Source organism: Streptomyces sp. NPDC002825 (assembly GCF_040295385.1).
GTDB lineage: Bacteria > Actinomycetota > Actinomycetes > Streptomycetales > Streptomycetaceae > Streptomyces.
This window is the reverse complement of sequence record NZ_JBEOVH010000002.1, coordinates 284290-310161: the sequence shown is the minus strand read 5'-3', so window position 1 is coordinate 310161 and position 25872 is coordinate 284290. Positions and strand designations below refer to the sequence as shown.

Annotated in this window: 28 protein-coding genes; 22 read left to right on the top strand and 6 right to left on the bottom strand. The window is 69.6% G+C overall.

Annotation, left to right across the window (positions count from 1 at the left end):
• Nucleotides 1–22: 22 nt before the first annotated feature.
• Entirely contained in the window at nt 23–1357 is a 1335-nt protein-coding gene (locus tag ABT041_RS03845) for a hypothetical protein (protein WP_351178448.1), read from the top strand.
• Between the two features lie 89 nt (nt 1358–1446).
• Here ABT041_RS03845 and ABT041_RS03840 read toward each other — a convergent pair whose 3' ends face one another.
• The 3 genes from ABT041_RS03840 to ABT041_RS03830 are packed head-to-tail and all read right to left on the bottom strand — an operon-like array spanning nt 1447 to nt 3977.
• Nucleotides 1447–2160 carry a WbqC family protein gene (locus tag ABT041_RS03840; protein ID WP_351178445.1) on the bottom strand — a complete coding sequence of 238 codons (714 nt, stop codon included), beginning with the start codon at nt 2158–2160 and terminating at the stop codon, nt 1447–1449.
• Nucleotides 2161–2179: 19 nt separating this feature from the next.
• Entirely contained in the window at nt 2180–2848 is a 669-nt protein-coding gene (locus ABT041_RS03835) for a YdcF family protein (protein WP_351178442.1), read from the bottom strand.
• A gap of 16 nt (nt 2849–2864) precedes the next feature.
• Nucleotides 2865–3977, bottom strand: coding sequence for a helix-turn-helix domain-containing protein (locus tag ABT041_RS03830; RefSeq protein WP_351178440.1), 1113 nt, complete (start codon nt 3975–3977; stop codon nt 2865–2867).
• A 153-nt stretch (nt 3978–4130) separates the two neighbouring features.
• Here ABT041_RS03830 and ABT041_RS03825 point away from each other — a divergent pair, with 153 nt between their 5' ends.
• The 16 genes from ABT041_RS03825 (at nt 4131) to ABT041_RS03750 (ending at nt 17560) form a co-directional block, all read left to right on the top strand.
• Nucleotides 4131–4511: a hypothetical protein gene (locus ABT041_RS03825; RefSeq protein ID WP_351178438.1), complete on the top strand. Its 381-nt coding sequence runs from the start codon at nt 4131–4133 to the stop codon at nt 4509–4511.
• Nucleotides 4508–5029 (top strand): ATP-binding protein, encoded by a 522-nt coding sequence (locus ABT041_RS03820; RefSeq protein ID WP_351178435.1) that lies wholly within the window; start codon nt 4508–4510, stop codon nt 5027–5029. Before ABT041_RS03825 ends, ABT041_RS03820 begins: the two co-directional genes overlap by 4 nt.
• A gap of 22 nt (nt 5030–5051) precedes the next feature.
• Complete coding sequence (locus tag ABT041_RS03815; RefSeq protein ID WP_351178432.1) at nt 5052–5720, top strand: HAD family hydrolase; 669 nt, start codon at nt 5052–5054, stop codon at nt 5718–5720.
• Entirely contained in the window at nt 5717–7528 is a 1812-nt protein-coding gene (locus tag ABT041_RS03810) for a glycosyltransferase family protein (RefSeq protein WP_351178429.1), read from the top strand. The genes ABT041_RS03815 and ABT041_RS03810 overlap by 4 nt, the downstream gene beginning before the upstream one ends.
• Complete coding sequence (locus ABT041_RS03805) at nt 7525–8481, top strand: thymidylate synthase (RefSeq protein WP_351178426.1); 957 nt, start codon at nt 7525–7527, stop codon at nt 8479–8481. The genes ABT041_RS03810 and ABT041_RS03805 overlap by 4 nt, the downstream gene beginning before the upstream one ends.
• Nucleotides 8482–8489: 8 nt before the next feature.
• Entirely contained in the window at nt 8490–10208 is a 1719-nt protein-coding gene (locus tag ABT041_RS03800) for a carbamoyltransferase family protein (RefSeq protein WP_351178423.1), read from the top strand.
• Nucleotides 10205–11260 (top strand): glycosyltransferase family protein, encoded by a 1056-nt coding sequence (locus ABT041_RS03795; RefSeq protein ID WP_351178420.1) that lies wholly within the window; start codon nt 10205–10207, stop codon nt 11258–11260. Before ABT041_RS03800 ends, ABT041_RS03795 begins: the two co-directional genes overlap by 4 nt.
• Nucleotides 11261–11356: 96 nt before the next feature.
• Nucleotides 11357–11869 carry a P-loop NTPase family protein gene (locus ABT041_RS03790; RefSeq protein WP_351178417.1) on the top strand — a complete coding sequence of 171 codons (513 nt, stop codon included), beginning with the start codon at nt 11357–11359 and terminating at the stop codon, nt 11867–11869.
• A 31-nt stretch (nt 11870–11900) separates the two neighbouring features.
• Nucleotides 11901–12746, top strand: coding sequence for a class I SAM-dependent methyltransferase (locus tag ABT041_RS03785; protein WP_351178414.1), 846 nt, complete (start codon nt 11901–11903; stop codon nt 12744–12746).
• Nucleotides 12743–13504, top strand: coding sequence for a phosphotransferase (locus ABT041_RS03780; protein WP_351178411.1), 762 nt, complete (start codon nt 12743–12745; stop codon nt 13502–13504). The genes ABT041_RS03785 and ABT041_RS03780 overlap by 4 nt, the downstream gene beginning before the upstream one ends.
• A complete protein-coding gene (locus ABT041_RS03775) occupies nt 13501–14157 on the top strand; it encodes a histidine phosphatase family protein (protein WP_351178408.1) in 657 nt (218 codons plus the stop codon). Before ABT041_RS03780 ends, ABT041_RS03775 begins: the two co-directional genes overlap by 4 nt.
• Nucleotides 14154–14990, top strand: coding sequence for an aminoglycoside phosphotransferase/kinase family protein (locus ABT041_RS03770; RefSeq protein WP_351178405.1), 837 nt, complete (start codon nt 14154–14156; stop codon nt 14988–14990). Before ABT041_RS03775 ends, ABT041_RS03770 begins: the two co-directional genes overlap by 4 nt.
• 53 nt (nt 14991–15043) lie before the next feature.
• Nucleotides 15044–16105: an NAD-dependent epimerase/dehydratase family protein gene (locus tag ABT041_RS03765; RefSeq protein ID WP_351178403.1), complete on the top strand. Its 1062-nt coding sequence runs from the start codon at nt 15044–15046 to the stop codon at nt 16103–16105.
• A gap of 22 nt (nt 16106–16127) precedes the next feature.
• Nucleotides 16128–16898 carry a 3-deoxy-manno-octulosonate cytidylyltransferase gene (locus ABT041_RS03760; protein WP_351178400.1) on the top strand — a complete coding sequence of 257 codons (771 nt, stop codon included), beginning with the start codon at nt 16128–16130 and terminating at the stop codon, nt 16896–16898.
• Between the two features lie 85 nt (nt 16899–16983).
• On the top strand, nt 16984–17121 hold the full coding sequence (locus ABT041_RS03755; protein ID WP_351178397.1) for a hypothetical protein: 138 nt from the start codon (nt 16984–16986) through the stop codon (nt 17119–17121).
• Nucleotides 17122–17194: 73 nt separating this feature from the next.
• Nucleotides 17195–17560, top strand: a complete 366-nt coding sequence (locus ABT041_RS03750) for a MazG-like family protein (RefSeq protein ID WP_351178394.1) — start codon at nt 17195–17197, stop codon at nt 17558–17560.
• Here ABT041_RS03750 and ABT041_RS03745 read toward each other — a convergent pair.
• Entirely contained in the window at nt 17546–17893 is a 348-nt protein-coding gene (locus ABT041_RS03745; RefSeq protein ID WP_351178391.1) for a hypothetical protein, read from the bottom strand. The two genes, ABT041_RS03750 and ABT041_RS03745, sit on opposite strands and share 15 nt — an antisense overlap.
• 22 nt (nt 17894–17915) lie before the next feature.
• Nucleotides 17916–18722 carry a helix-turn-helix domain-containing protein gene (locus ABT041_RS03740; protein ID WP_351178388.1) on the bottom strand — a complete coding sequence of 269 codons (807 nt, stop codon included), beginning with the start codon at nt 18720–18722 and terminating at the stop codon, nt 17916–17918.
• 270 nt (nt 18723–18992) lie between these two features.
• On the opposite strand from ABT041_RS03740, the gene ABT041_RS03735 reads away from it, so the two are divergent.
• Nucleotides 18993–20270: a helix-turn-helix transcriptional regulator gene (locus ABT041_RS03735; RefSeq protein ID WP_351178385.1), complete on the top strand. Its 1278-nt coding sequence runs from the start codon at nt 18993–18995 to the stop codon at nt 20268–20270.
• Nucleotides 20271–20357: 87 nt separating this feature from the next.
• Here ABT041_RS03735 and ABT041_RS03730 read toward each other — a convergent pair whose 3' ends face one another.
• Nucleotides 20358–21299 (bottom strand): quinone oxidoreductase family protein, encoded by a 942-nt coding sequence (locus ABT041_RS03730; RefSeq protein WP_351178382.1) that lies wholly within the window; start codon nt 21297–21299, stop codon nt 20358–20360.
• A gap of 836 nt (nt 21300–22135) precedes the next feature.
• Here ABT041_RS03730 and ABT041_RS03725 point away from each other — a divergent pair.
• The 4 genes from ABT041_RS03725 to ABT041_RS03710 all read left to right on the top strand — a co-directional run.
• Nucleotides 22136–23020 (top strand): helix-turn-helix domain-containing protein, encoded by an 885-nt coding sequence (locus tag ABT041_RS03725; RefSeq protein WP_351178379.1) that lies wholly within the window; start codon nt 22136–22138, stop codon nt 23018–23020.
• A gap of 2 nt (nt 23021–23022) precedes the next feature.
• The gene (locus ABT041_RS03720) at nt 23023–23730 is read left to right on the top strand and encodes a zinc finger domain-containing protein (protein WP_351178376.1); all 708 of its coding nucleotides are present in this window, start codon (nt 23023–23025) and stop codon (nt 23728–23730) included.
• Between the two features lie 159 nt (nt 23731–23889).
• Nucleotides 23890–24531, top strand: coding sequence for a WhiB family transcriptional regulator (locus ABT041_RS03715; RefSeq protein WP_351178373.1), 642 nt, complete (start codon nt 23890–23892; stop codon nt 24529–24531).
• Nucleotides 24528–25872, top strand: a 1345-nt coding sequence (locus ABT041_RS03710; protein ID WP_351178370.1) for a collagen-like domain-containing protein, incomplete at its 3' end; no start/stop codon positions are given. The genes ABT041_RS03715 and ABT041_RS03710, both read left to right, overlap by 4 nt.

The window sequence follows — 25872 nt, the reverse complement described above, 5'->3', positions numbered from 1 at the left end:
CACCCTCGTCTGCAGATGCGTCATGATCACGGGCGTGCACCCTCGTGACGAAGAGATATGGCGGGCCATCGACCAGGGCCTCCGGGCGATCGACTGGGAGGCGTGGTTCGGTTGCCCGGAAGGCGCCGACTATCTCTCCCCCGCAGGTCACGAGGTGACCGCACGCGCGGTGGCCGGCTTTACCGCGTTCTTCGACAGCCGCTGGCTACCCAAGGCCGTGGTCCCCTCCCCAGCCCCGGGCCGGGCCAGCGACACCTTCGTCGGCCTAGGCCGAGCCGCCCCGGTGCTCCAGATCATGAACGGAGCCGTGCCGGGAGCATGGGTGGAGGCGGTGCGGTGGTGGGCCGCGTACGCCTATCTGGAGAAAGCCGGGGTGCCCGGCATTGCCTCGGTAAAGCGGGATGCACGCCGCGACGTCACGCTGTCCCGGTTCCTGCACTCCCAGACGCAGGCCCGGCTCGCGCTCATGGGGGCGGCCCGCGGACTCCCGATCGAACTGGAGCCGGCGAAAGCCAGCGGCGGTCCCGGCGACGTCCGTGTCGGCCCCGTCTTCATCGAGGTCGTCACCCTCGCCGAGGACCAGAAGCTCCAGGACTACGAGAGGTTCCGCCAGAACGTCCGGGCTCACCTCTTCACCCTGGACAGGGGCCGTGACATCTACTGGGAAGGCGACCTCCCTGAACTCCTCAACGGCCACGCCTTCGAGACATGGAAGAAGTGGACCGAGGAGGCCGCCCAACAGTGCGCTGCCTCGGGGGCCGCGGTCGACGTCCTCAGCCACGCCGGCAGGCGGCTGACTGTCCACCCTGGCACGGCTCCCCAGGGCACCACTCTGACCGGGGACACAGTGGAGACCGACCAGGGCAGGCGGCTCCTGGACAAGGTACGTGGCAAGTGTGCCAAGACGACGGGCGCGGGCACCGCGTGGATCTGGGTGGAGGACCACAGCGGCCTCTTCCATTTCCCGACGCCCTTCGCCGGGATGTCGCTCGCCGCCAAGACCGATGCGCTCGCAGACCTGTTGGGGCCGCTGCTGGCGGAGTACGTCCACGTTGCCGGGATCGTCGTCTCGAATGCAGCCCACCGGCGCCTGCCGCTTCCGCCGGACGAGGACGCGCTCCGCCCCGCCGCACAGGGTTTCCGACGGGGGCTGCCCCTCGACCGGGTCCGGGAGACGATCGTGATCCCCCGGCGAATCCTCCTGCCTGAACAAACCAGCCTGATAGCCAGAATGTGCCATGCCGAAGCTGATGCGCTCGACTGGGCTCTGAGGCAGCTCGGTGTTCCCCAGGGCGTGACATCGCTGCTCGCCGGCTCGTCGACGCCGCACCGGGTTTCCCCTCTGTGGACGCCGTGAGCCGGCCGAGTCGGTACGACGGCGTGAAGACAACATGCTGGAGTCTCAAATGCGGACTACAGATTCGCGCAGGCTCGGACCAGCGGTGCCTACACCGAGCCCATGGTCCGCTGATGGCTTGCCGCGACGATTCGCACATCGCCAGCTACGGCTGCAATCCCTGCGGCCATGAGCGGCCGCAAGGCGCTCATTTCGCGCGCGTCCCTCCAAACGCCAATGCTCGGGGTCACGAAGGGCACAACGCTCAATCCATGTGCTTCGAACGGCGCGGTGACCAGGTAGCGCATACCACCGGTACCGCATAGGTAGCCGCGCGCGCCGGTGGCAGCGGAGAGGTCTGCGAGCCGCTCTGAGCGCTCCGGCCGGACCGACAAGCAACTACTCCGCAGGATGCGTCCCCTCCACCCCAGGAGCCTGAGCAATAGCTTTGTGGACTCCTCGGCAAGATCAGCCATCCTCGCGGTCTCAAACCGATGAAGCACAGCGTCCAGCCCACTCCTGAACCTCGGCCAGTCGGGGCTCTTCGCGTAGTACTGAGCCAGCATGTGCGTGAGGCGGCGACGAGCCAGGTCCGGGTCGGCCACAACCGCGTCCTTGATGAGGGTGGACCGCCCGTGGGGCAGGTGAGTCGGGATCGAGAGCCACTGGCGCCGGTCCGGGCCGGACATGCTGCCGAGGCGGGCGCGGTGCTGGAAGTCGCGGCGGGCGAACTGGACGTCGTCGAGGACGATCCAGCAGTCCGCCGCGAAGAGCTTCGCGAGGGTGCTGAGACGGGGGAAGAGGTTGGGCTGGTGGATCGCCACCAATCCCCCCGAGGCTGCTTCACGCGCCGATGAGCCTGCTGGTGAAGCCGGCGCGGATGAGGTCCTCGTACGCGGCATGCACGCTCTCCGGGACGTCCTGCTCGATCGCGAAGCCCTGCTTCGGGTACTCGATGATGCGCTGGAGGTCGCCGACGAGCATGTCGATGACGAGCTTCTCGTCACCAATGCTCTTCAGGTAGTCGTCGAACTCCATCGGTTCGGAGGCGCACAGCACTTCGACCTCGGGCCACAGCTTGCGGGCGGTGGCGAAGGAGCGGCGCTCCATGTAGGGCTTGGAGACGAGGAGCACCGACTTCGGTGTGATGCCGGCGGAGGCGAGAAGCTCTCGGGACAGTTCGACATTCTGACCCGTGTTGCCGGCGTTCGGCTCGACCAGGATCGCGCTGTCCGGCACGCCGAGCGTGAGAGCGTGCTCGCGGAAATGGACCGCCTCGCCACGGGGGAAGACCTTCGCGGTGGTGGGGCTGTTACCGCCGGTGAACACCAGAGTGGGGAACAGCCCAGTCCGGTACAGATCGGCGGAGAAGGCCGCGACGCCGAGATCGTGGCTTCCGAGGCCGATCGCGACGTCGACGGGACGCAGGTCGTGACCCATCTGGTGGTAGTCCCAGACCAGCTTGGCGTTGCGGATCTGCTCGTCGTTGATGGCCGGCTGGTTGTCGGTCACTCGCTCGTCTCCCTGGTCAACGTGGTGAAGGGCTGGCTGGCCCATCGGCCGTCCTCCGGATGTCCGTGATGCTGCGGAGTTGGTGGGTCAGGCCGTACTGAGCCGCCCGCTTGGCAGCGTCGTCGAGGACGCGTAACCCATCATCCAGGGTCGCGCGGTCGGACAGGAGGATGTGCCCGTACGCGGTGTCCAGTCGTACCCGCTGCATCGGCGCATCGGTGATGCCTGTGCTGCGAGCCACGTCGATGAGGCGAAGAGCCGCGTCGAGGTTGCCGGACCCTCGGTGGGCGAGGGCGAGCTTCTGCTGTGCGACGGACCAGTCGTCCTGCTCGGCCAGGCTCTCGAACTCGCGGATGGCTTCTTCCATCACCCGGACCGCGTAGTCGTTGTTGCCGTCCTTGCTGAGGGCGGTGCCGACCCACAGGCGCGCACGGGCGCGGTCTCGTGGGGATAACCGCTCGTCGATCGCGAGGTCCTCGTACTGTCGAGCCGCAGTCTCCAGGGCGCCGGACATCTCGGTGACGACCGCCAGGGAGAGGTCGAGCTGCGCCACACGACGCGGGATGGCCAACTCAGTGTAGAGCGAGCGGGCCTGGGTGTAGCTCCGCTGCGCGGAGAGTGGGCCGACGACCGCCCCCTGGTCTCGCTTGAGATCACCCTGCAGGGCGATGGAGCGGGCGAGGAGGTACGTGCCGCGTTCGTCCAAGTCCGATGGCCGGTAGGTGGACGACCACCGCCGAAGCAGGTCGTCCGCGAAGGCGAAGTTCTGGTGAGACAGTGCGACGACCGCGCGTTCGAGGTCGTCCGTCCAGGACTCATACTCCCAGGCCCGGGGCCGGGGGATGGTGACGCGCGACGTACCGCCGGCCGGTCCTGTCCCCTCTCCTGCGGTGAGCTTGGCGAGCTCCGTCTCGAAACGCACATGGGTCGCGGCATCGGCCCGGGCCAGCGCGGTGTCGAGGATGGCCTGGCTCTCGGTGTTGGGCCGCCGCTTGTCCCGGTACTTCTCCCAGTTGCTGATGGTGTTGACCGCGATGCCGAGGTGCTCGGAGTAGCGACGCACGCTCAGCCGGAGTGCCTTGCGCAGCGCAAGGGCCTCCAGGCCGGTCCATTCGTGAACGGTCGCCACGTGCCACTCCCTTCCGATGCCATCGAAGCATGTGGGGTCCGTGCCGGGGAGCGGTTGTGGGACAGAAGTGGGACAGACGTGGATTCCCCCAACGCAAGGTGGCGACCAGGCTCGGAGTGTCCCCCTCCCCCGATCCGATGGGTGGTCACGACCATGGAGCCCCTCACGGAACAGCGGAACGTCACGGGCCCGATCGTCTTCGGATTTCTGCGGCTCGTCGGGGTGTCCGCGCGTCGGCAGCAGGCTCTCGCCAAGACCATCACCGACTACTGCCGCCGCCACGAACTGACGCTGGGCGGTGTGTACATGGAGCGGTGCGCGGCAACGTCGGGCGCGTTCGTGGGCATGCTCGACGCCGTCGCGGCCACTCATCCGTACGGCGTCGTCTTCCCCACGCCGTCCCACCTGGGCCCCAGGGCCATAGCAGCTGATCGCAGGCAGCGGCTGCACGAAGCCGGCACCGAAATTCTGCTCGTACGAGGTGCCCGGCCGCCTGTAGCTGACGAATGGGCCCCGGGGAGCACCGCGCCATGAACCTCGACCGGGAACTCCTCCTGCTGGACAGCCGCCGCATCGACGGTCTGGGCAGCGTCCTTGACGCCCCGCAGCACCAGAAGAGCCTGACGCTCGCCGCCGACGACACGGCCCCGGGCACGGCACGCGCCTTCACCCGCGAAGCGCTGATCGCTTGGGGTGTGGAGAACCTGCTCGACCACGTCGTGCTCATCGTCAGCGAACTCGCGACGAACGCCGAACGCCACGGCCGACGTGTCGTGCACCACGGCAACCTTGGGCAGTCCCAGCAGGATCCGCACCGGGACGAGATCACTCTGACGCTCGCCCTCCAGGCCGGCGTCGTGGGGATCGAGGTGGAGGACAACTCCCCGGAGCCCCCCGTTCCGAAGATCGCCTCCCCCTACGCGACTGGCGGACGTGGCCTGCTCCTGGTGTCCGCCCTGGCCGACGCCTGGACCGCATGTCCCAAGCAGGACGGAAGCGGAAAGCGAGTGATCGCCTTCGTGAAACGCCCTGAGACCTCCCTGACTCCCTGATCCCGTTCACCGGAGATGCCTCATGTCCACCCTGCTCCCGCCGTCGCCTTTACCTCCGAAGGCACTGCTGCTCGACCTCGACGGCGTGCTCCTCGACACCCGCCCGGTGATGGAGCGCGCATGGCAGCAAGTCCGGAAGGAGCATGGTCTCGACGTATCGTTCGAGGAGTACGAGCGCCATCTCGGCCGGCCGTTCGCCGACATCATGGAACGGCTCGGATTCACCGAGTCCGAGCGGTTTCACCGTACGTACGACGAGGCGTCGATCGCGGCCTCCAACCATGCCCGCGAGTTCGACGGCACCGTGCAGGTCCTGCACACGTTCGTCGCCGCCGGCTGGCTCCTCGGCATCGTTACGTCCAAGCCCTTGGAGCGGGCGGCTCCGCTCCTGACGAGCCTCGGTTGCCCGTTCTCCACCGTGCGCACGCCGAACGGGGGTGGGCGCGGCAAGCCCGCGCCGGACCCAGTCCTACTCGCACTGATCGACCTCGGTGTCGATCCCGCCGACGCTGTGTACGTGGGCGACATGGCGGTCGACCAGGAAGCCGCCCGCCGCGCCGGAGTCCCGTACGTCCACGCGAGCTGGGGATACGGCAACCCGGGTTCCCCCTCCCCCGTGGTCGCCGAGGCCCCGAGGGATCTGCTGAGGCTCCTTTCCCCGGGCCCCTTCCTCGAAGGGAGTCTGTTGTGACCACACCCTCTCGCCATGTCCACGGTCTGGCACGGGCCGACATCGACGGACAGCCCGCGTGGGCACTGGTCGGTGAAGGCACGCTCGCGACTCTGGCATCCGACCGGATCACCACGAGCGAGCTGGAAAACCTGCCCCTGGACACGCAGGAGCACGAAGGACTGGTCGAGCATGTCATGGACGCGCTCCAGTGGTACGGGGCCGATCTCAGGACGACGCCGGGCGGGGCCGGGTGGCTGTACGTGCAGCACGTACCGGTCCGTCGCCTCGTGGCTCACGTCGTACGCAAACTGATGGCTCTCAGCGTCTGGGAGCCGTTCAGGGATGCGCCCGGCCCGCTGAAGATCGCTCCGCATGAGGGACTCGTCGGGCTTCGCGAGAGTAGTTCCCGGGAGTACCGCCCCTACACCGTCACGTGGTCCGGCATCGCGTACCTGCTCGGGGCAACCGCGTTGTACAACCCACTTCGTACGGCGCAGCTGAGCAACCTGCAGTCAGCGCGCGTCGACACGCGAGGGCCAAGCCCTGTCCCGTCAGGGCTGCCGCGCACCGGCGTCGTAGCACTCTCGTGGTCGTCCCGCCATGCGGCCACTCTGCTGCCGGTGCTCGAAGAGCTGGCAGGTGGTGGCCGGACGAGTCTCCTCGTCGATCTCGCCACGGACCCAGCGCAACGCTGCGACACCCCAGCCGTCGAGGGCATCAGGCTCGTTATGCCTCCCGCTGGCCTCTTCGCTCTGTCCGGAGCCGTGGAGCGCCTGCAGCTGCGGGACGACGAGCACGTCGTCCAGGTGGGGGAACACATCGTCCGGCTCTCGCGCCTGGTTCGTCTTCTGGCCCTCCTGCTGGAGACGAACGGGGGGTGCACCCAGCCGTCGTGGCGCTCCGTGGTCCGTCTGGAGACGTGGCTGCGCGGTGTTCTGCAGGCGTCTCGCCCGCACACACTGCTCGTCAGCAACGACACCAGCCCCGTTGGCGCGCTCGCCGTCCACCTGGCCGATTTCAACGGCGTGAACACGGTCCATGTGCAGCACGGGGCCTGGACCGCGGGGTCGGTCGCGTGGCCCGCGCTGCACAGCCGGGACATCGTCGTCATGGGCGATCGCGATGCCCCGCTCGCCAAGGCGTGGGCGCGGCACCCGGACGCCAAGGTCCAGGTGCTCGGGCAGCCCCGCTTCGACGCTCTCGCCGGCCTCGGGCGGGAAGCCCAGAGGCAGTACCTCGAAAAGCTGCTGGTCTCCGGATCAGGGCGGAGCCCCGACCGGATCATGGTCTGGGCCTGCCAGCCCTTCGGTGCCGACCGGCTCAAGGCCCACGCCGACCTCCTCCTGGACGGGCTGGGGAAGACCGAGGGCGAATGGGGACTGGTCATCGCCCCGCACCCGGCGCAGAGCCCGGAGGTCTTCGCCTCACTCATGCAGCGGGACGGAAGGCCGCTCGTGGCCATCGCCGATCCGCAGGTAGGGGCCCGGGGTTGTCTCGCCGGCGCCGACGTCGTCGCGAGCGCCTATTCGACGTGCGGCATCGAGGCCGCCCTCTTGGGCGTGCCGGTCCTGGAGATCGGCACCACCGACGAACGCACGCTCGGACTTGCGGCTCACGGCCTCGCGCGACGCTGCACTACCGCCGGGGATGTCGCCGACGCGCTCTCCACACCCCTCATGCCGCTCAAGGCCGCCGAACCCGCCTCGACCGACGCGGTGTGCCGCTGGGGCGGCGACAGCGCCGCCCTGGTCGCGCACCTCATCGTCAGCCGCGCATCCGGCCATCAGCTCGAACGCCTCCGAAACGAAGGAGTTTCCGCCCGATGACATCCCTGACCGCCGACAGCATCGCCGAGCTCTTCGTCGGTGCCGTCGCCCTGGCCAAGTCCGGCGAGAGCGTCAGCCCGCGCGGCATGGCCACTCGTGAGGTCCTCGACGTCCACATGCGGCTGACCCGTCCGCGGGCCCGCCTGCTGTACGCGCCGCCGAGCAGGATCCTGAACCCGGCGTTCGCGGTGGCCGAGACCGTCTGGATCCTCTCCGGCTCGGACGAGCCCTGGATCTTCGACTACAACGCGAAGCTCCGGCAGTACGCCGACAATGGAGTCCTGCGCGGCGCGTATGGCCCGCGGATGCGGAAGTGGGCTGGCGCGGTGGACCAGTTGGCCCGCGTCGTGGAGATCCTCAAGCAGGACCCTGACTCCCGCCGGGCCCTGATCCAGCTCTACGACCCGGCCCGGGACGCCGCCGGCCACAAGGACGTGCCCTGCACGCTGGGCTTCCGCTTCTACCTGCGTGACGGCCGCCTGCACATGTCGACGACGATGCGCGGCCAGGACGTGTGGATCGGCATGCCGTACGACCTGTTCTTCTACACGGTCCTGCACGAGCTCGTGGCCGGCTGGACCGGCGCCGAGCTGGGCGACTTCCACCACCACGTCGGATCCCTGCACATCTACGAGAACCACCTCGACCAGGCGGAGGAGTTGACCTCGATCGTCGCAAGCGTCGACATGCCGGACCTCACCACGTCATGGGAGGGATTCGACGCCCTCCTCCATCAGGTCAAAACGGGAGACGTGACCGGGCACGCTGGCTGGGACACCATGTCCGAGACCCTGCGCAGCTACCAGCTCTGGAAGAGCGGCCGGCGGGAGCAAGCGACGAACCTGGCCGGCAAGATCGACGGACCGCTCGGCCAGGCCATGACCGCCTGGTACGACGAGCTGAACCGTCGTACCAGGATCTCGTCCGCGCACGCCTCGGCGGGTGCGCGGTGACGGCGGCCGTGGACCAGACGCCCTCGGTCATTCTCGGCCTGTGCTCGTACACCCACGACTCCGCCGCCGCACTGCTCGTCGACGGGCAGCTCATCGGCTTCGTCGAGGAGGAGCGGCTGTCCCAGAAGAAGCACACCAAGGACTACCCGCGCCACGCCGTCGAGTGGCTGCTCGGCAAGGCCGGGCTGTCCGCCACCGACGTCGACGCCGTGGCCTACAACTTCCAGCCCGCCCGCTACCTGATCGAATCCCCGGCCGCGCTGCGTCTGGCGCTGTCACCGACCACACGTAACCGGGCGGTGCCGCGAGCCCGTGGCTTCGCCAAAGTGGCGATGCGCACCCAGATCCGGGTCCGCGAGATCAGCCGGCGGTTCCCCGCCGCACGCGTCTCCCCCGTCCTGCATCACCGGGCCCACCAACTGGCGGCCTTCGCCGCCTCCGGGTGGAACGAGTCCGCAGTGCTCGTCGTCGACAGCCTCGGCGAGCGGCAGACCACGACCATCGCCCGCGGCCACGACGCGCTCCGTCCACGCACCCGCACCCTGGAGGCGATCAACGATCCCGCCTCCCTCGGGTACGTGTACGGCGCGGTCACCGAACACCTCGGGTGGCGCCGCGGTGACGAGGAAGGCACCGTGATGGCGCTCGCCGCACTCGGCGACCCCGCACGATTCCGGGCACTGTTCACCCGGGCCGTCCGCCTTACCCCCACGGGCTTCGCCGTCGACCCGCTCTACTTTCCCCCACGGGTACTGACTTCGGGCTACCCGAGGACCACCCGGCGCTTCATCGAAGAGGCATGCCCCGAACGCCACCCGAGCGAACCGCTGCGCGACGTGCACCGGGATCTGGCCGCGGCCCTCCAGGAGCGCACCGAGCAGGTGATGCTGCACCTGGCTCGCCGAGCGCGAACCATCACCGGCTCCCGCCGCCTGTGCGTCGGAGGCGGCGTCGCCACGAACTGCGTGAGCATCGGCCGCATCATCGAGGCCGGCGTGTTCGACGAGGTCTTCGTGCCGCCCGCCCCAGGCGACGCCGGCACCGCGATCGGCGCTGCCATCGCCGTACACCACGATGGCCACGCCCGACAGCCCCTGTCTGGTGTCGTCCGGGCCTGCTACCTCGGCCCGTCCTTCCAGGACACGGCCCTCGACCTCACGTCGTGGCCCGGCCTCCAGATGAAGGCGCTGGGCGGCGAAGCCGCCGAGTTCCTCGCCGAGCAGCTCGCCAACGGGTTGATCGTCGGGCTCTTCCAAGGACGAGTCGAGGCAGGCCCCCGCGCCCTGGGCAACCGCTCGATCCTGGCCTCCCCGCGGGAGCCGGGCGTCGTCGAGCGGCTGAACGCCACGGTGAAGTTCCGGGAGCCGTTCCGTCCCTTCGCCCCCATGGTGCTGACCGAGCGCGCTGCGGAGTTCTTCACTCTGGGCCAGGAGGCGCCGTACATGTCGATGGCGTCCGGCGTGACCGACAAGGCGCGCGAGCTGGTGCCGGCCATCGTGCACGCCAACGGAACCTCCCGCCTGCAGACCGTCACGCGCTCGCAGAACCCGTTCATGCACGAGGTCCTCAGCGCCTTCGCCCGGCGCACGGGCGTGCCTGTGCTGATCAACACCTCGCTCAACGTGAAGGGCAAGCCGATCTGCGGAACGCCAGCGATGGCGCTGGACTGCCTGGCCAACTCGGGCCTGGATGCCCTCCTGCTGGAAGGGCGGTGGATCACCAAGTGAGGATCGGATACAGCTTCTGGGGATTCCTCGGCAACGGGATCACAGACACGCCGGACGGGGGCCGCAGCCACCGCCGCCCCCTGATCGATGCCCTCCTCGATCGCGGCCACGAGATCGTCTTCCTGCAGGCCAACCGCGACCTGCTCGAGGCCGGCGACGACCTGGGCGACGCCTACACCTTCCACAGCGGCCGCCCGGCCATCGACGCCCTGTTCCTGGAGTGGCGCTGGTCGATCGAGGGACGCAACACCACCCCGTGCGGCTCCGAAGGCCACACGTGCGACCTCCACCGCCAGGCCGAACTGATCACCCATTACACCGTACGCCGGAAGACGCCGACCGTGACCTGGGACAAGGACCGCAAACTCCGGGCGGAAAGCGTGTGGCGGCGCGTTCCCCAGGTCACTGTCTGCGAGGCAGCTCTCGAACCGACGACTGGGGCGCACCGCCTGCTCTTCCCCGTCGACGACCGCCTGCTCGCCGAGGCGGATCCGGTCGCGCTGGCCAAGCAGCCCCGGGACCTCGTCCTCGGGTACCTCGGCAACCAGTACGACCGCGACGACCACTTCGACCGCTTCTTCGCACCGGCCGCCGCACGCTTCCATCACCTCGTCGGAGGCAAATGGACCAGGACCAGCCGCTGGCCGCACGTCCGGTTCCTCGGCAGGCTCCCCTTCGAGGCGGTCCACGGCGTGTACGGCAGGACGCTGGCGACCGTGCTCATGTTGCCGGAGCGGTACGCCGCCGTCGGGCAGATGACGCAGCGGATCTTCGAAGCCGTGCTCGCTGGCTGCCTCCCGCTCACTCCTGCCGACATCGCGCACGCCGACCACTTGGTACCCGAGGAACTGATCGTCCGCTCTGGTGACGAGGTGATCGAGCGGCTGAACCACCTCCAGCGGATCGCCGGCACCCAGCAGCACGCGAACCTGATCGCGGCCTGCCTGGACCGCCTGGACCTGTTCCGCCTGAGCCGACAGGTCGACGCACTGGAAGCAGCCCTGGACACGGCCATCGACCCCGTCGTCGCACTGGAACACGGAGCGGCCTGATGCAGCTGAGCAGCCAGGCCACCTCGTCCGGCTCATCCGCACGTGCCCAGGCGGCCAGTCCGACCGGGCCCCCGAGCACCTCTACCCTGGAGCACCATGAAGAAGGTCGCCATCGTCGGCTGCGGAGGCAGCGGCAAGTCGTACCTGGCGCGCGAGCTGGGCAGGATTCTCCACGCCCCGGTGACGCACCTGGACGCCGCGTTCTACGACGACGAGTGGAACGCACTGCCCATGCAGAAGTTCGCCGACCTGCAGCGGGAGCTGGTCGCGCAGCCGAGGTGGGTGATCGACGGGAACTACAACTCGACGCTGCAGATCCGGCTCGAAGCCTGCGACACGGTGGTCCTGATGGACGTCTCGACCGTAGCCGCGCTGTACGGGATCTTCTCCCGGCAGATCCGGCACGGGTCCGGGCACAAGGGCAACGGCGTGCACAACCGCATCCACTGGGGCGTGATCAAGTACGTGGCGACGTACCGCAGCAAGATGCGCCCGCGGGTCATCGCCAAGATCGAGGAATTCGCGTCTGGCCGGGCCGACGTGGTGCTGCTGTCCAGCCGACGTCAGACGCGCCGCTGGCTGCGGAAGGTCGCCGCCGAGCACCGCTGAGCCTGCCGCTCCCCCGAGGGGAGCGTGCGGCATGAGCGGCATCAACCCCTTCCTGGACCCCGCGCGCCAGGCGGAGCTGTACGGACACGCCTCTCGGCTGGCCGGCCGGTCCAGTGCGCTGATGCGGGCGAAGACCTCCGGACGCCCCATACCGGACACAATCGTCGCGCTGGTCCGCGACCACCACGAGCGACCGGATCGCCTCGGCCTGGTCCTGGACCTCGGCTGCGGCCGCGGCACGAGCAGCCTGACCCTCGCCAAGGAACTCCGCCCCCGGCGCGTCATCGGCCTCGACGCCGCGTCGGCCCTGCTTGAGCAAGCTCGCCTGCGAACCCGGGAACTGCACGGCCTCTCGGTGACCTTCCACCAGGGCGACTTCCACCGTCTCCCCGTGACCGCCGGGTCGTGCGATGTCGTCGTCGCCGCGTTCTGCCTCTACCACTCGCCGCGCCCACAGGCTGTGGTCGCAGAGATCGGTCGGGCACTCGCTCCCGGCGGTCTGGCCGTGCTCGTCACGAAGAGCCTCGACAGCTACCGGGAGATGGACCAGCTGGTGGCCGCCGCCGGCCTCGACCCGCGAGCCGAGCAGCACGAGAGCCTCTACGTCTCGGCGCACAGTGGCAACCTCGCCGGCCTGGCCGCCGTGTCGCTCGACGTACTCACCGTGGAGCACGAGGAACACAGCTTCACCTTCGACGGCCACGAACACGTCGCCGAGTACCTCGCCACCAACCCGAAGTACGACCTCGCCCCCGGCCTCTACGGCAACGCGGACGCGCTCGCGACGACCCTGCACGAGTCCATGCCGGACCGGCCCCTCACCACCACGTCCCTCGTCACCTTCGTGGTCACCCAGTCACGGGGAGGACGAAAATGAGGCCCCGGTATTTCACCAAGCGCTACGAGGCTCCTGAGCGGGTGGCGTCGGCAGCCCGCCATCACACCTGGCTCGCCCAGCACGCCCGACCGCTGCAGCTGCCGGCGCTGACCGTGATCGGGCCGACGAGCCTGACGTACGAGTGGGTCGACGGCCGCCCCGCCCGGCCCGAGGATCTGCCGGCCTTGGCCGCGCTGCTGGGCGACGCCCACGGAGCCGCCTGGACCACCGACCTCCGACCGTCCTCCCTGAACACGCCGCACCGCTTCCGGGACGGCATCGCCTTCGGCGACTACATCGGTCCCCGGCAAACCGCCCTGCGAAATCGACTGGAACAGGGATACCTGCCGGACCGGGCCGCCCTCCACGCGATGCTGACGCTGCTGGAGAGGACCGCCGAGGGGCCGACCGCCTTCTACAAGGACAGCAACCCCCGGAACTTCCTCATCACCGAGGCCGGCGACGTCTATACGGTCGACACCGACGACCTCACGCTGGCGCCGATGGGGTACGACCTGGCGAAGCTGATCGCGACACTTGCCCTGACACACGGGCATCTGCCGGCCCCTGCCATCGACTCCGCCCTGCACGCCTACAACGAGGCAGCCGAGCGCCACGACCCCCGACTCGCCACCACGGATCGCCAGCGGCTCGACGACTTCCTCTCCCTGCACGCCGTCCTGACCGCTCCATACGCCGGGCGCAACGGCTACCGCTACAGCTGGCCGCCCCGACCACGCACCCAAGGATCCGCATGATCACCACCGAACTCGTCTTCGTCCGCCACGGCGAGGCCCAGTGCAACGTCGACGGCCTGGTCGGCGGCCCACGCACGTGCACCGGGCTGACCAACCGCGGATACGTCCAGGTCGAACGGGTCGCCCGTCGGCTCGCCGCCGAACACCGCGACAAGCCCTTCGACGCGCTGTACGCCGGCCCGCGCATCCGTCTGCGCCAGACCGCCGAGATCATCAGCCAGGCTCTCCAGCTCCTCATGTACACGGACGGCCGTCTCGACGGTCCCGTTCACGGCGCCGCCGACGGCTTGCCCTGGGCCGAGGTGAAGACCGCCGCCGACGGCGGGCCGCACGCCCACCCCGACAAGCCCTGGGCTGTCGGATCCGACACCTGGAACGGATACCTGGAGCGGGCCGGCCGTTTCCTGCAGGAACTCATCGACCGGCACGAAGGCGAACGCGTCCTGTTCGCCGCGCACGGCGAGACCGTGATCGCCGCGCACACCCAGCTCCTGGGGATCCCGCCCGGCTCTTCGGCCGGATTCACGGTCTCCCACGGTTCCATCACCCGCTGGCAGCACCACCTCAACCGCCTCGGACAGAAAAGGTGGATGCTCGACCGCCACAACGACACCGCACACCTGGTCGCCTTATCGCAGGAGGCCGCCCCGTGATCACGATCTACGACGACCCACGCCTGAACCTGGCCCGAGGCGCCCTCGGAGAGGTCCGTGTCGTGCACGATCCGGCTCTCCCGCCCCGCGTCCTGCGCCTCGTCAACACCGACGGCAACGAGTTCTTCGCCAAGCAGCACAGCGAACGCAACCGGTACACCCGCGAGCTGCACGCCTATCTCGCCTGGGGGACCCACCTGATCGGCCACGTCCCCCACGTGGTCGGCCGACAGGACGCAACATGCACCCTGCTTCTCACCGCTGTCCCCGGCGTACGGGCGGACATGGTCACACCGGGGTCGCCCGAGGAGGAGCAGGCCCACTACGAGGCCGGACGCGTGCTGAGCAAGCTGCACCACTCCACTGCGGTGCCGCGTACCGGCGCCGTCGGCACGGAACTCGCCCAGCGGCTGCGCGACTGGATCGCCCGCGCAGACCGGGCCGACCTCATCTCTAAGGTCGAACGCGACCGCCTGAACCACAACGCGGACGTCCTGGCGAACACGCTCATGGACAGCGCCGTATGCCACCTCGACTACCAGCCGCGGAACTGGCTCCTCGGCGACGCTTTCGGGTTGTGCGACTTCGAGCACATGCGGCGCGACGCCCGCATCCGCGACTTCGCCCGGCTCGAGTTTCGCCGCTGGCAGGCCGTCCCGAACCTGCGAACGGCGTTCTTCGCCGGATACGGACAGCCGCTGAACGACACCGAGCAGCGGCTGCTGGAGTCCTTCGGCGCAATCGAGGCCGTCACCGCCCTGGTGCGTGGACACGAGCAGGACGACCTCGCCCTCAAGACCCACGGGCGCACCGTGCTGGCACGCCTTACCTAAGCCGCCTCCTCCCCCGATTCATGGAGATTCCCGTGCCGCAGCATCCACCCCACTTGACCACCGCTGTCCCCCGCCGGGCGGTCGTGACCGGCGCCGCCGGCTTCATCGGCTCCCACCTCGCGCACGCCCTCGTCCAGGCCGGCGCCATTGTCGTCGGCGTCGACCGACGCGACTCGGCCACCGATCCGACGGCCGCTGCCAATCTCGCCGTCCTGCAGGGGCTCCCGGGGTACATGCACGTCACCGCCGATCTCCTCAGCTGCGCGATCGAGCCACTTCTCGTGGACGCGAACGCCGTCTTCCACCTGGCGGGCATCCCCGGGGTACGCCCTTCGTGGGGCCCGAAGTTCACCGATTACGTGGCCTCCAACGTCCTCGCCACCCACCGCGTCATGGACGCCGTCTCCCGGATGGGCGTTCCCCGGCTCGTAGTGGCCTCCTCCTCCAGCGTCTACGGCCCCACCGATGGCGGTGCGAGCGTCGAGACCGACCGGCCCCAGCCGTCATCCCCGTACGCGGTCACGAAGCTCGCCGAGGAGCAGCTCTGCCTCGCGCACTCCGCCCAGGCCCACTGCCCCACCAGTGTCGTCGCCCTGCGGTACTTCACTGTCTACGGCCCTCGACAGCGTCCCGACATGTTCACGCACCGCGCCCTCACGGCCGCCCTGGGCGGACGGTCGCTGCGTCTTTACGGGGACGGGCACCAGCGCCGGGACTTCACGTACATCGACGACGCGGTCTCCGCCACCATCGCCGCGGCCACCATCCCGACGGCCAGCGGGGTGATCAACGTCGGGGGCGGTTCGAGCGCCTCCCTGCTCGAAGTGATCAACATCGCGAACAGCCTCGCCGGTCGCGAGATCCAGGTTCACCAGGAGCACCCGCGCAGCGGCGACGTACTCACCACCCGTGCCAACCGAGGCCGTGCCCAGGAGGTCCTGGGCTGGCAGCCCCAGGTCGACCTTCACAACGGCATGCACGCCCACATGAGAGCTCTGGCCACCGAGCTGCACGCCGAAGAGCCGAGGAGCCATGCGTTGCGCTCGTTCGACGACTCCGCCCCGCCGGTCGCCCTGGCCGACCTGGTCCTCCTCCCTCGTCCCACCCATTCCTGACACTCACCGACGGGAGTACGCCGTGGCCGCCACCACGACCGCACCACCGAATACTGCACGCCACCATCATGTGGCCGTCATCCCCTGCCGTTGGGGAGCCTCTCGGTTTCCGGGAAAGCCCCTGGCGCAGCTCGGAGGCCAGCCGCTTCTCTGGCACGTCCACCAGCGCTGCCTGGAGGCCGAGCGTCTCGACGGCGTGGTGGTCGCCACTGACGACGAGCGCATCGAGAGGGTATGCCACGAGCTGGGCATCGAGTGCATGCGCACTGGCCAGCACCGCACCGGTACGGACCGCGTCGCGGAGTGCGCGACGCGTCTGCCGGCGGACGCGTACATCAACGTGCAGGGCGACGAGCCGTTCATCTCCCCTGCCGCGATCGACGCAGTCTCCGAAGCCCTGGAACACCTCGTCCCGGAAACGCTCGCCGTGAACGCGTACACGATGTTGGACGACGTGGGCGCGGTCCTTGACCACAACGTCGTGAAGGTAGTCGTCGACGCCGAAGAGAACGCGCTGATGTTCTCCCGCCAGCCGATCCCCTACCCACGAGGAGACCGACCGAAGTACCGACGCCAGCTGGGGCTTTACGGCTTCACGGGAGCGGCCCTCAGCCTGTTCCAACAACTGCCTCAAGGGCCTCTGGAGCGAACCGAAGGTGTAGAAATGCTGCGCTTCGTCGAGCACGGCCACGGCATACGGATGCTTCCTGTCCTCGACGACGGCCTGGCCATCGACACACCTGAAGACCTCGTGAGAGCTGGCTCGCTCCTTCGCTCGCTTCCGACTGACTGACCGTCCGATGACGGCCCCTGCAGCTTCGTCGCCGCCAGGCCCGAGGCCCCCCTCTCGCGGGAGGCAAGCCGTTGACTGTTCAGGTGTGGGTGCTCTCCCCCGCTCTCTGGGAAGGCTCCTCGTCGAGCACGGCCTGCTCGACGGCGCGATCGACGTCCTCAGCGGGCCCGACGAGAACAGCTCGCTGTCCTCCATGCTCATCCGTGCCCGTCACCCAGCCTGAAGACGGCGCTCAACCCCCTGCCCTGTTCATCACCTATGGCACTGCGCCCACACCCAATCAAGGAGACGCCCTCGTGCACGACACCATCTGGCAGACCATCGAAAATCTCGCGCGCTGGTTCAACGATCACGACGAGCAACACGGCCTCGCCCCGCAGGAACAGTGGACCATGCAGGTCCTGAAGATCGCCGAGGAGACCGGTGAGGCGTCCCAGGCCGTGATCGGTGCGCGTGGCACCAACCCGCGCAAGGGAGACAGTCACAACTGGAGCGATGTCCACTCCGAGGTCGCGGACGTGGTCATCACCGGGATGGTCGCCCTGTACAGGATGCGGCCTAACGACGCCGCGGATTACCTGCACCGGCAGCTGGCCGACAAGGCCGGGAAGTTCCTGCCGACCGTCCCCACCGATCCCGAACAGCCGTCAGAGACACCCTGATACGGGCGCCTGCCGCCCCGCGAGTTCCACAGGCGGAAGGAGTACGTCGAGGATGCGCTGGTAGTCAGCGCGCGCCGTCGGTTCCGAGGCCCAGGCCGGGTCGGCCCGATCGTGGATGAGGTCGAGGCACTGGCCGGGGGTTGTCGTCTCGACAGCCCATCGATCGCGCTCGGGTGCCGCCCACCAGATCTCCTGGTGTTCCGGGGCAAGGGTGAGTCGAACAGGGCCCAGGTGATGGGCCAGCGCGTCGAGGTCGCGAACGTTGCCGCCGGCGAGGTCAGCGATCAGCTCGCTGGCCTCGTCTGCCGTCTGGACGTGAGCGATGAAGGTCATGGTGTCCTGTGCTTTCTCGCGGTCAGGCAACGAGCTGGGGGTTGCGACCCCCTTGGGTGGCCGCCAGGCTGATCAACTGTGCTGCGCCGAGGACCTGGTCGATGTAATCGGTGATGTCGTTCGGAGTGTCGCTCAGGGGTTTCAGGAGCAGGACGACCCCGAGGGCCGTCTCACCCCACAGGGCCGGTGCTGCGACGGAGTCCCATCCCGGGAGACACTCCTGCCGTCCGATGGCGTAGCCCCGGGTGCGGATTCCGTCCAGGGTGGCGAGGAGATCGTCGTTGCTGAGCGCACCCGGGCCGGCCGTTCCGGGGATGGGTTCGGCGAGTGCGATCTCCCGGAGGCTCTCGGGGACGTACGCGAGCAGGGCTCGCCCGGAGGCCCCGGTGCGCAGGGAGCAGCCGGCAGTGAAGATGTCGTACGCCGTCATACCGAAGTCGTCCGGGCAGTAGTTGCCGATCGCGTAGTCGGTGCAGACACGGCGCGCGCCGACGGAGGCGAGGCTGTAGAAGAGGACGAGGCCGCCGCAGTCCGCTTGCAGGTCGACGAGGATCTCGTGCTGGTCCAGGCCGTCATACATGCCGGCCATGGCCTGCATCCCGGCGCGGGCCGCGTGGCTGCCGAGCCGGTACTTGCCTCGACCTACGCGCTCGACCCATTTTGCGGCGACCTGGGACGCGAGAATGCGGTGAACCACCGCAGGATCCAATTCCGTGTGATCGGAAATGACTTTCAGAGAATGCGTGTCTCCGGGGAGCTCGGCAAATGCCTGCATGACCCGGATCACTCGCTCTGCGTGGCTGCTCCCCTTGGGGCGCTCGGATGCCATATTGAATCCAGAACTAATAGCGGGATGATTGGTGCCCGACGTGCAAGTTCAGGGACGGAAAGCCGTCTCCGTCCCCGGCTCGCACACGTTCTCAGGGCGGAATCGGAACTGGAGTACCGGAACACGGCTACCGGAACACGACTACCGCTCCGGGCTGGGCTTCTGAGGACTCTGCAGGAGAGGCGCCTCGCGCCCCTGCCGGCGTGACTCAAGTTGTCGCCTCCTTCGGGCTGCCTCAAGCTGGCGGCACGCGATGGGAGCTGGTGCCGCATGAGTCTCGGAGAAAGCGACGAAGGAGAACTCGGCCCGGAAGAGCTGATGGGGCTGGCCGGTCTGCTCAGGGCGTGGCGCCTCGCTGCGGGGCTGAAGGAGGGGCGCGGTCGCGCGATCCCTCAAGCAGAGGTGGCGCACGCCATCGGCATGTCCGAGAAGTGGTACGGGCAGCTGGAACGGGGCGCGGTTCCTCGCCTCCCGCATGACGCGGTCGAGAAGTTGGTCGGGCGGCTGCACCTGGGGCCGGACGAGCGTCAGACGCTTCTGTACTACACCCCTGGCGGTGCCCTGATCGGCCGCACCAGACCGAGGGACGAGCCTCCGGAGCTACGCACCCTGCAGTTCTTGCTGGACCAGCAGATGCCCCACCCCGCCTATGTAACCGACGCCCGCTGGTCCATGATCGCTTATAACCGGGCGATGGCGGACTGGTACCCCTGGGTCGTCGAGCCGGACGCCAACCTGATGCGCTGGGCCCTGCTGCACCCGGACGCCCGCAAGCAGTACGTGGGCTGGGAAGATCATGCCCGTGTGTACCTGGCCATGATCCGCATGTTCCTGGCGCGCCATAAGGCCGACCGCTTCATGACCTCCCTGCTGCGCGAGATCTACGAGGACCCAGACTGCCGTCGACTGTGGGACGAAAGCCCCCATGTGGTCGCCCATCGCGACGGCAACCGATTCCGCATGCGCCTGCCACGGTTCGACTTCCAGGAGGTCGAGGTCGTCTCGCACCTCCTCTTCCCGGCCGGCCACCCGGACTTGCGGGCGGTGGTGATCACCTGGCTCGGCAGCGAGCACGAACTCCAGCCCGGATCCGTGCAGCAGCCGAATGCGCTGTCAGCGGGTGGGGCCGAGGGCTCCGAGGCGATCGGGGACGCCTCTTGGGCGCAGGCTGGGTGGGCTGATTCTGCGGAGGACGCGGCAGCACTCGCGGGCAACGGGGCGATCGACCTGCCAGAGCTGAGCGCTCTGGCCGGCCCTGGGTGCCGTCTCACGCTCAACCCGCAGGACCGGACCGTGGTGTGGGCGTATCGGCAGGACGGTGGCGGGTGGCGTGTGAATTCGCTCTCCGCGGAGGCGACGCTCAGCCGTCTCGTGCCGCAGTCGTCCCGCCGGGGCGTGGTGCGCGAGTACCAGCAGCTTCTGCGCACGACACTGCCGGCCTCCGCGAGAGAGGCCGGCAGTGAGCTGGACACGATGATCGCCGAGCTGTCGGAGCGCCTGGTGGTTCTGCGTGATCTGCGCGAGCAGCTGGACGAGCCGGTCGGTTGACGGCAGCGAGCTCGACCTCGAGCCTCGCCCCCTCCCCTCGTGGGGGCAGAGCACCGGGGTCCGAGCCGCGCCGGATACCGAGCCGAGTCAGGCAGCTGGGTCGAGGACGACCTTGCCGGTGGTTCGGCGGGCCGCCATGTCCTCGTGCGCGCGAGCCGCTTCACTCAGCGGGTACACGGTGGGCGCCGGGACGGCGAGTTCCCCGTCCCGTACGGCCTGGAAGAGGTCGGTCATGGAGTCGCGCAGCGCGGTCCGATGCCCGAACAGCAGGGGGAGCCAGAATCCGCTGACCGTCTTGCCGGTAGCCATGAGGTCGCGGGTGGTGATGGTGGTCTCGATGCCGCTGACGCTTCCGTAGACCGCCATCCGGCCCATGGGTGCCAGGGCTTCCAAGGTCGAACGGAGGGTATCGCCGCCTGTCATCTCCAGCGCCGCGGCGGCTGCGCCACGGGTCGCCTCCTTCAGGTCTACGGCCAGGCTTGTCGAGGTGCTGTCGACGACGGCATCTGCCCCGAGGCCGAGGGCCAGAGCTCGCTTGGAGTCCGTGCCGGCCAGGGCCACCACGCGGGCTCCGGCCCGCTTGGCGAGCTGCACTGCTAGGGACCCGACGCCGCCGGCGGCTGCGGGCACGATCACAGTCTCCCCTGGGGTGATGCGCAGCACGGTGTGCAGCAGGTGCCAGGCCGAGTTGCCCTGGAGGGTCAACGAGATTGCCGTGGCGTCGTCGATGTCGTCCGGGATCGCGATCGTGGAGCGGCGGTGAGCCAAGGCCACCTGCGCATATCCGCCGCCGCGCGTCAGGGCCACCACCCGCCGCCCGTCGCTGTAGCCCATCACTTCGTTGCCGGGGACGTACGGGAGCGTGACACCGGCCAGGTAGTCCCCTTCTCGCACATGCAGGTCCGCGTAGTTCACCCCCGCCTGGAGGACCTCGACCCTGTGGTGTCCGGCCGTCGACTCCGGTTCAGGGACCTCCGTGAGCTGGAGGACCTCCGGGCCACCGTGGCTGGACATAGTGACAGCTCGCACTTTCTCACCTCTCAGCGCTTCAAGATCATTCGGCAAAATTGCGCCACGCGCAATTTGAATGAATTGCGCCACGCGCAAATTCCGGAGACATTAAACCACCCTTGACGCGCAGGGCCTGGCAGGCATAAATTCCACCTCAATTCTTAGAGCCCTACGGACAGGAAGCAACTCTCACAGTGAGCCGCATCACTTCCGCTAAATTGCATGTGGCGCAATTTGTGGCGGCCCGCACACCGGACAGCGCCCATCGCGCAGCCCGTCAGGGCGCTAATCCCAGGAAAAAGGTGACGGAGTCCGGGAGAGGCCACTCCCCAGGGCGAATGACGGGCGTCGTCGCCGCCCCGCCAGGAAACGATCTCTCTGCAGTGCAAGCTGCGCCTTCGGCGCCTGCGCCTGATGGGGCAACAAGTTCTACAGAGTTTAAGAACCAAGTCTGGATCTTGACGCGGGTCCCTGCGTATGTTCGTCGTCCTCCTGGCACCCGCCCGGCACCGCGATCATGAGGAGCGAGATACGCACCGACCAGACCGTGTAGGTCTGCATACAGCGACGGCGCCCGGGAGCGGGAACTCCCAGACGCCGAACGCTAAGTGGCATGTCCGCCCCGGCAAGGGCGGAGGTTGCCCACCATCACCACGCTGAGTCCTTCCGAGGGGCGCGTCAGCGTGGCAACACTGCAACGAGGAGTATCGCATGCCTCATGCCCTGCGTAAAAGGCCCTTTCACCTGGCCTGCGCGGCAGCCACCTCCGCCCCGGCGCGTTCACGCACCGCGACGGAGCCCGCCTCCCCTGCCCCGGCGAACCGTCGGCTCCGCGCCGTCGCCGGGAGCGGCCGATGAGCAGCGAAGCCCGCGAGTGGGTCTGGGAGCACAGCTCCAGCCGGGGGACCGCGCGCCTGGTCCTGCTGTCGATCGCCGACCGGGTGGCCGACGAGCAGTGCGTCTCCTGGGCGTCGCTGTCGAGCCTGGCCAAGCGCACGCGCGCTTCCGTCTCCACGGTGCGCGAGGCCATCGATCGCCTGGTCCACGCCGGTGAGTTGGAGCAGCTCGACGACCTCACCGGCCCGCAGCGCAGCACGGTCTACCGCCTGCCCCTCGCCGCCCAGGCCGTCGCAGAGACCGCGCAGGCCGAGGACGCCGACCAGGCGCCGACGGGCGGGCCCGAGGCCGCCCCCACCCTGCGGGTCTCGGTTCTGCGGCGGTACGGAATCCGGCCGCGTGAGGTGCCGGAATCCCCCGCGAGGGGCCGGAATCCGGCAGTACCGGAAACCGGCAGGCCCCGGCGGAAACCGGCACCCCGACGTACCGGAAACCGGCACAGCGGTGTACCGGAAACCGGCACACAGAACCGTAGTGAACCGGATTTGAACCGTAGGTACAGCAGTGGTGCCGCCGTCCTCTCGGCTGCCGAGTGGCAGGTCGACCCCGCCACCCACACCTGGGCCCGCGAGCAGGGACACCTCGACCGCCTCGGCCAGGAGGGCCTGCGGGCGGCCGACGCGAAGTGGCGTGCCCACCGGGCGGCCTTCAAGCCGAGGCCGGCGGACGCCTGGGCCACCGACTGGCGCTCCTGGATCGCCCGGGAGCACGCCCCCAGCCGCCCGAACCTCTACGCCGTGCCCGGCGGAGCCTCCGCCGCCACCGGCGGTATGACGCGGGCCGAGGCCCACACCGCCGCCCTTCTCGCCGCCCTCGACGAGCCGACCGGAACGGAGGGCTGACCGTGGACCGCCGCGAAATCGCCGCCCTGCTGGCCTACATCGGCCGACTCGACCCCCGCACCATCCGCACCGACCAGGGCGAGGCGCGCGACCAGCTCGCCCAGTGGCACGAGCTGCTCGGCGACGTGCCGATGGCCACCCCGCACGGCTGGGACGCCCGCGTCGCCGCCCGCCAGCACATCCGCACCTCGCCGTACCAGATCCTGCCCGCGGACGTGGCCCGTCCCTGGGAGAGCTACCGGCGCGACCGCCTGGCGAGGCACTCCGACCCCACGCCGTCCGTCGACCCGGACGACCAGGCCGCCTGGACCGCTGCGCTGGCCGGCGCCCGCCGCGCCGTCGCCGCCGGCCTCGCGCAGCCGGCGCAGGCCAGGGCGATCACCAGCGGGCGTAGCGGGATCAACCCGCAGCTGGAGGCCCGGCTGCGGGAGATCGGCTCCTGCATACCGCCCGCCGCCCGGGCCGCCCTCGCGCCCTACCGGCCCGCCCGGGCCGCACGCGAGGCGGCCGTCGCGCAGGGCCAGCCCGACCCTCTCGGCGTGCGCTGCGGCTGGTGCCTGGCGCAGCCCGGTGAGCCCTGCCGCCGGCGCCGGATCGGTCCCGACGACGGGGTACGCGGAGCCGCCCCGCGTGCCACCCCGCACCCCGGCCGCCTCGACCTCGCCGCCGCCCAACAGGCCCAGCGGGCCCAGCAGCCGGCCATGGTCTGACCGGCGTCCACGGCTGGTGCACCCCGCTCGGTGCACCGCCGACCACAACCGTCCCTCCTCGGCTGCGGCGCACACTCCCGCGCCGCGGCCGGCACCCGACGCCGTGCCCGCCGAGCACCGCCCTGGCCCGCTGGCGCGGCAGCACATCGGAGAACCCCCTTGCGCCACATCACCACCCACGACGCTCCGGCCACCGGCCTGCGCGGCATCGCAGACACCAGCTGGCACACCCGCGGAGCCTGCCACGGCATGGACGTCGAGGACGCCGACGCCGTCTTCTTCCCCCTCCCCCGGGACCACGAAGCCATCGCCGAGGCGAAGGAGCTGTGCGGCTGGTGCCCGGTGCGCAGCGAGTGCCTCAACTACGCACTCGAGAACGTCCTCAAGGAGGGCATCTGGGGCGGGCTCACCGAGGCCGAGCGCCGCCCGTGGCACGACGGACTGCCCCAGCGCCTCGACTACCGGCGCGTGATCGCGTTCTTCCAGGGACGCGATGTCCACCTGACCGAGGCCGAGCGCCAGGTCGTCGTCGACCACGCCTATGTCCGGGGCTGGCGGCCCAACCGGCTCGCCGCCAGCCTGCAGATCAGCCCCAAGCACGCCCGTGACCTGCTGCGGCAGGCAGCCAACAAGGTGCTCGACCGCGATCGCCGCCAGGGTATGCCCCGGTCCACGAAGAAGCGGCAGAAGACCGCTCCAGCATCGGGCCGCCCCGTGACCACCAAGCCCGGCACCCGACAGCCGGTGTCCCGCCAGGCAGCGTCGACCGCGACGCCCGCCTCTTTCGGAAAGGCCGCATGACCCACCCCGTCCTGTCCCTGGGTGACGCTCCGGACCTCCCTCTCCTCCTCGTCGCCGGCGTCCCCGCCGTCTTCGCCCTGGTGCTGGTCGCCTGGACGATCCAGCGCCGGGGAGGCCGCCCGCAGAAGCGCGTCGGCGGTCCGGCGGTCAAGGTCGCCGCCCTCGCCGCCCTCGGCTGCACCGCCTACAGCGCCGACACGAGCTGGCGCTTCGCGGCCGACTACCTCGACATGGCCGGCACCGCCGAGCGCGCCGGGATGTTCGCCGCCGCCGAGCTGGCGCTCTTCGCGACCGCGCTGATGGCGCGGCAGAACCTGGCCACGCAGGGCGCCCCGGGCCTGCCCGGGACCCTGGTTTGGGTGATCACCGGAGTGCAGGTGATCCCCGCCTACGCCGAGAGCGGTCCCGTCGGTGGCACCGTCCGGGCCTTCGTCGGCCCGGTCATGGCGGCCATGCTGTGGCACCTCGCCATGGGAATCGAGCTGCGTCTCCACACCCCTGGCGCCGCCTCCCACGGGCTGCTCGCCGTCCTGGGGCGGGAGGTGCGCGAACGGCTGCTGTCCCGCCTCGGCATCGCCACCCGCGACCGCGACGCCGCGCAGATCACCCACGACCGGGCCACCGCCCGCGCGGTCGACCTGGCCGCGCGCCTCGCCGAGCGCGCCCCCGAGCGGCGGGAAAGCTGGCGAGGCCGGCGGCTCGCCCGACGGCTGTCGAAGGCGGTCGCCAGGGCCTCGGTCGGCACCGACCCCCTCCAGCGCACGCAGCTCCTCGACCAGCTCGCCGCCCGCCGGCACGCGCTCGCCCTCGCCACGGTCTCGCTCCCCTCTCCCTGGTCCCCGGGGCTTACCACCACCGCGGCTGCCACGGTCCCCTGGCAGCAGACGCCAGAAGCACCGGTCCCCGTAGCCGGTCCCCACGGTCCCGGCGAGCCGGAGGACGGGAACCGGGGACCGGGCGTGCCGGGGGGACCGGGGGGACCGGGGGCCGAGAACTGGGACGTCAGCGCACCAGCAGTCACGGGGACCGAGGGCGATGACACGGGGACCAAGACCCCAGACGTGGGCGCCGTCCCGGGGACCGTCCCCGTCGAACAGGACCCCGGCGCGGGGACCGCCAGCGGCGCGGGAACCGACGGTCCTGGTGTCGAAGTGCCTGCTCAGACGGGCGATTCGCATCGGGGACCGAGGGGCGCCGAGTCGGGGACCGAACCCACCGGGGACCGGGGACCGACCGACACCGACACGGGGACCGAACCCACCGGGGACCGGGGACCGACCGACACCGACACGGGGACCGAACCCACCGGGGACCGGGGACCGACCGACACCGACACGGGGG

Excerpts from the sequence above, each read along its gene's own strand:
- ABT041_RS03790 (WP_351178417.1), top strand. The coding sequence starts at position 11,357 with ATGAAGAAGGTCGCCATCGTCGGCTGCGGAGGCAGCGGCAAGTCGTAC.
- ABT041_RS03745 (WP_351178391.1), bottom strand. The coding sequence starts at position 17,893 with ATGACCTTCATCGCTCACGTCCAGACGGCAGACGAGGCCAGCGAGCTG.
- ABT041_RS03735 (WP_351178385.1), top strand. The coding sequence starts at position 18,993 with ATGAGTCTCGGAGAAAGCGACGAAGGAGAACTCGGCCCGGAAGAGCTG.
- ABT041_RS03780 (WP_351178411.1), top strand. The coding sequence starts at position 12,743 with ATGAGGCCCCGGTATTTCACCAAGCGCTACGAGGCTCCTGAGCGGGTG.
- ABT041_RS03820 (WP_351178435.1), top strand. The coding sequence starts at position 4,508 with ATGAACCTCGACCGGGAACTCCTCCTGCTGGACAGCCGCCGCATCGAC.
- ABT041_RS03725 (WP_351178379.1), top strand. The coding sequence starts at position 22,136 with ATGAGCAGCGAAGCCCGCGAGTGGGTCTGGGAGCACAGCTCCAGCCGG.
- ABT041_RS03805 (WP_351178426.1), top strand. The coding sequence starts at position 7,525 with ATGACATCCCTGACCGCCGACAGCATCGCCGAGCTCTTCGTCGGTGCC.
- ABT041_RS03775 (WP_351178408.1), top strand. The coding sequence starts at position 13,501 with ATGATCACCACCGAACTCGTCTTCGTCCGCCACGGCGAGGCCCAGTGC.
- ABT041_RS03815 (WP_351178432.1), top strand. The coding sequence starts at position 5,052 with ATGTCCACCCTGCTCCCGCCGTCGCCTTTACCTCCGAAGGCACTGCTG.
- ABT041_RS03740 (WP_351178388.1), bottom strand. The coding sequence starts at position 18,722 with ATGGCATCCGAGCGCCCCAAGGGGAGCAGCCACGCAGAGCGAGTGATC.
- ABT041_RS03825 (WP_351178438.1), top strand. The coding sequence starts at position 4,131 with ATGGAGCCCCTCACGGAACAGCGGAACGTCACGGGCCCGATCGTCTTC.
- ABT041_RS03785 (WP_351178414.1), top strand. The coding sequence starts at position 11,901 with ATGAGCGGCATCAACCCCTTCCTGGACCCCGCGCGCCAGGCGGAGCTG.
- ABT041_RS03845 (WP_351178448.1), top strand. The coding sequence starts at position 23 with ATGATCACGGGCGTGCACCCTCGTGACGAAGAGATATGGCGGGCCATC.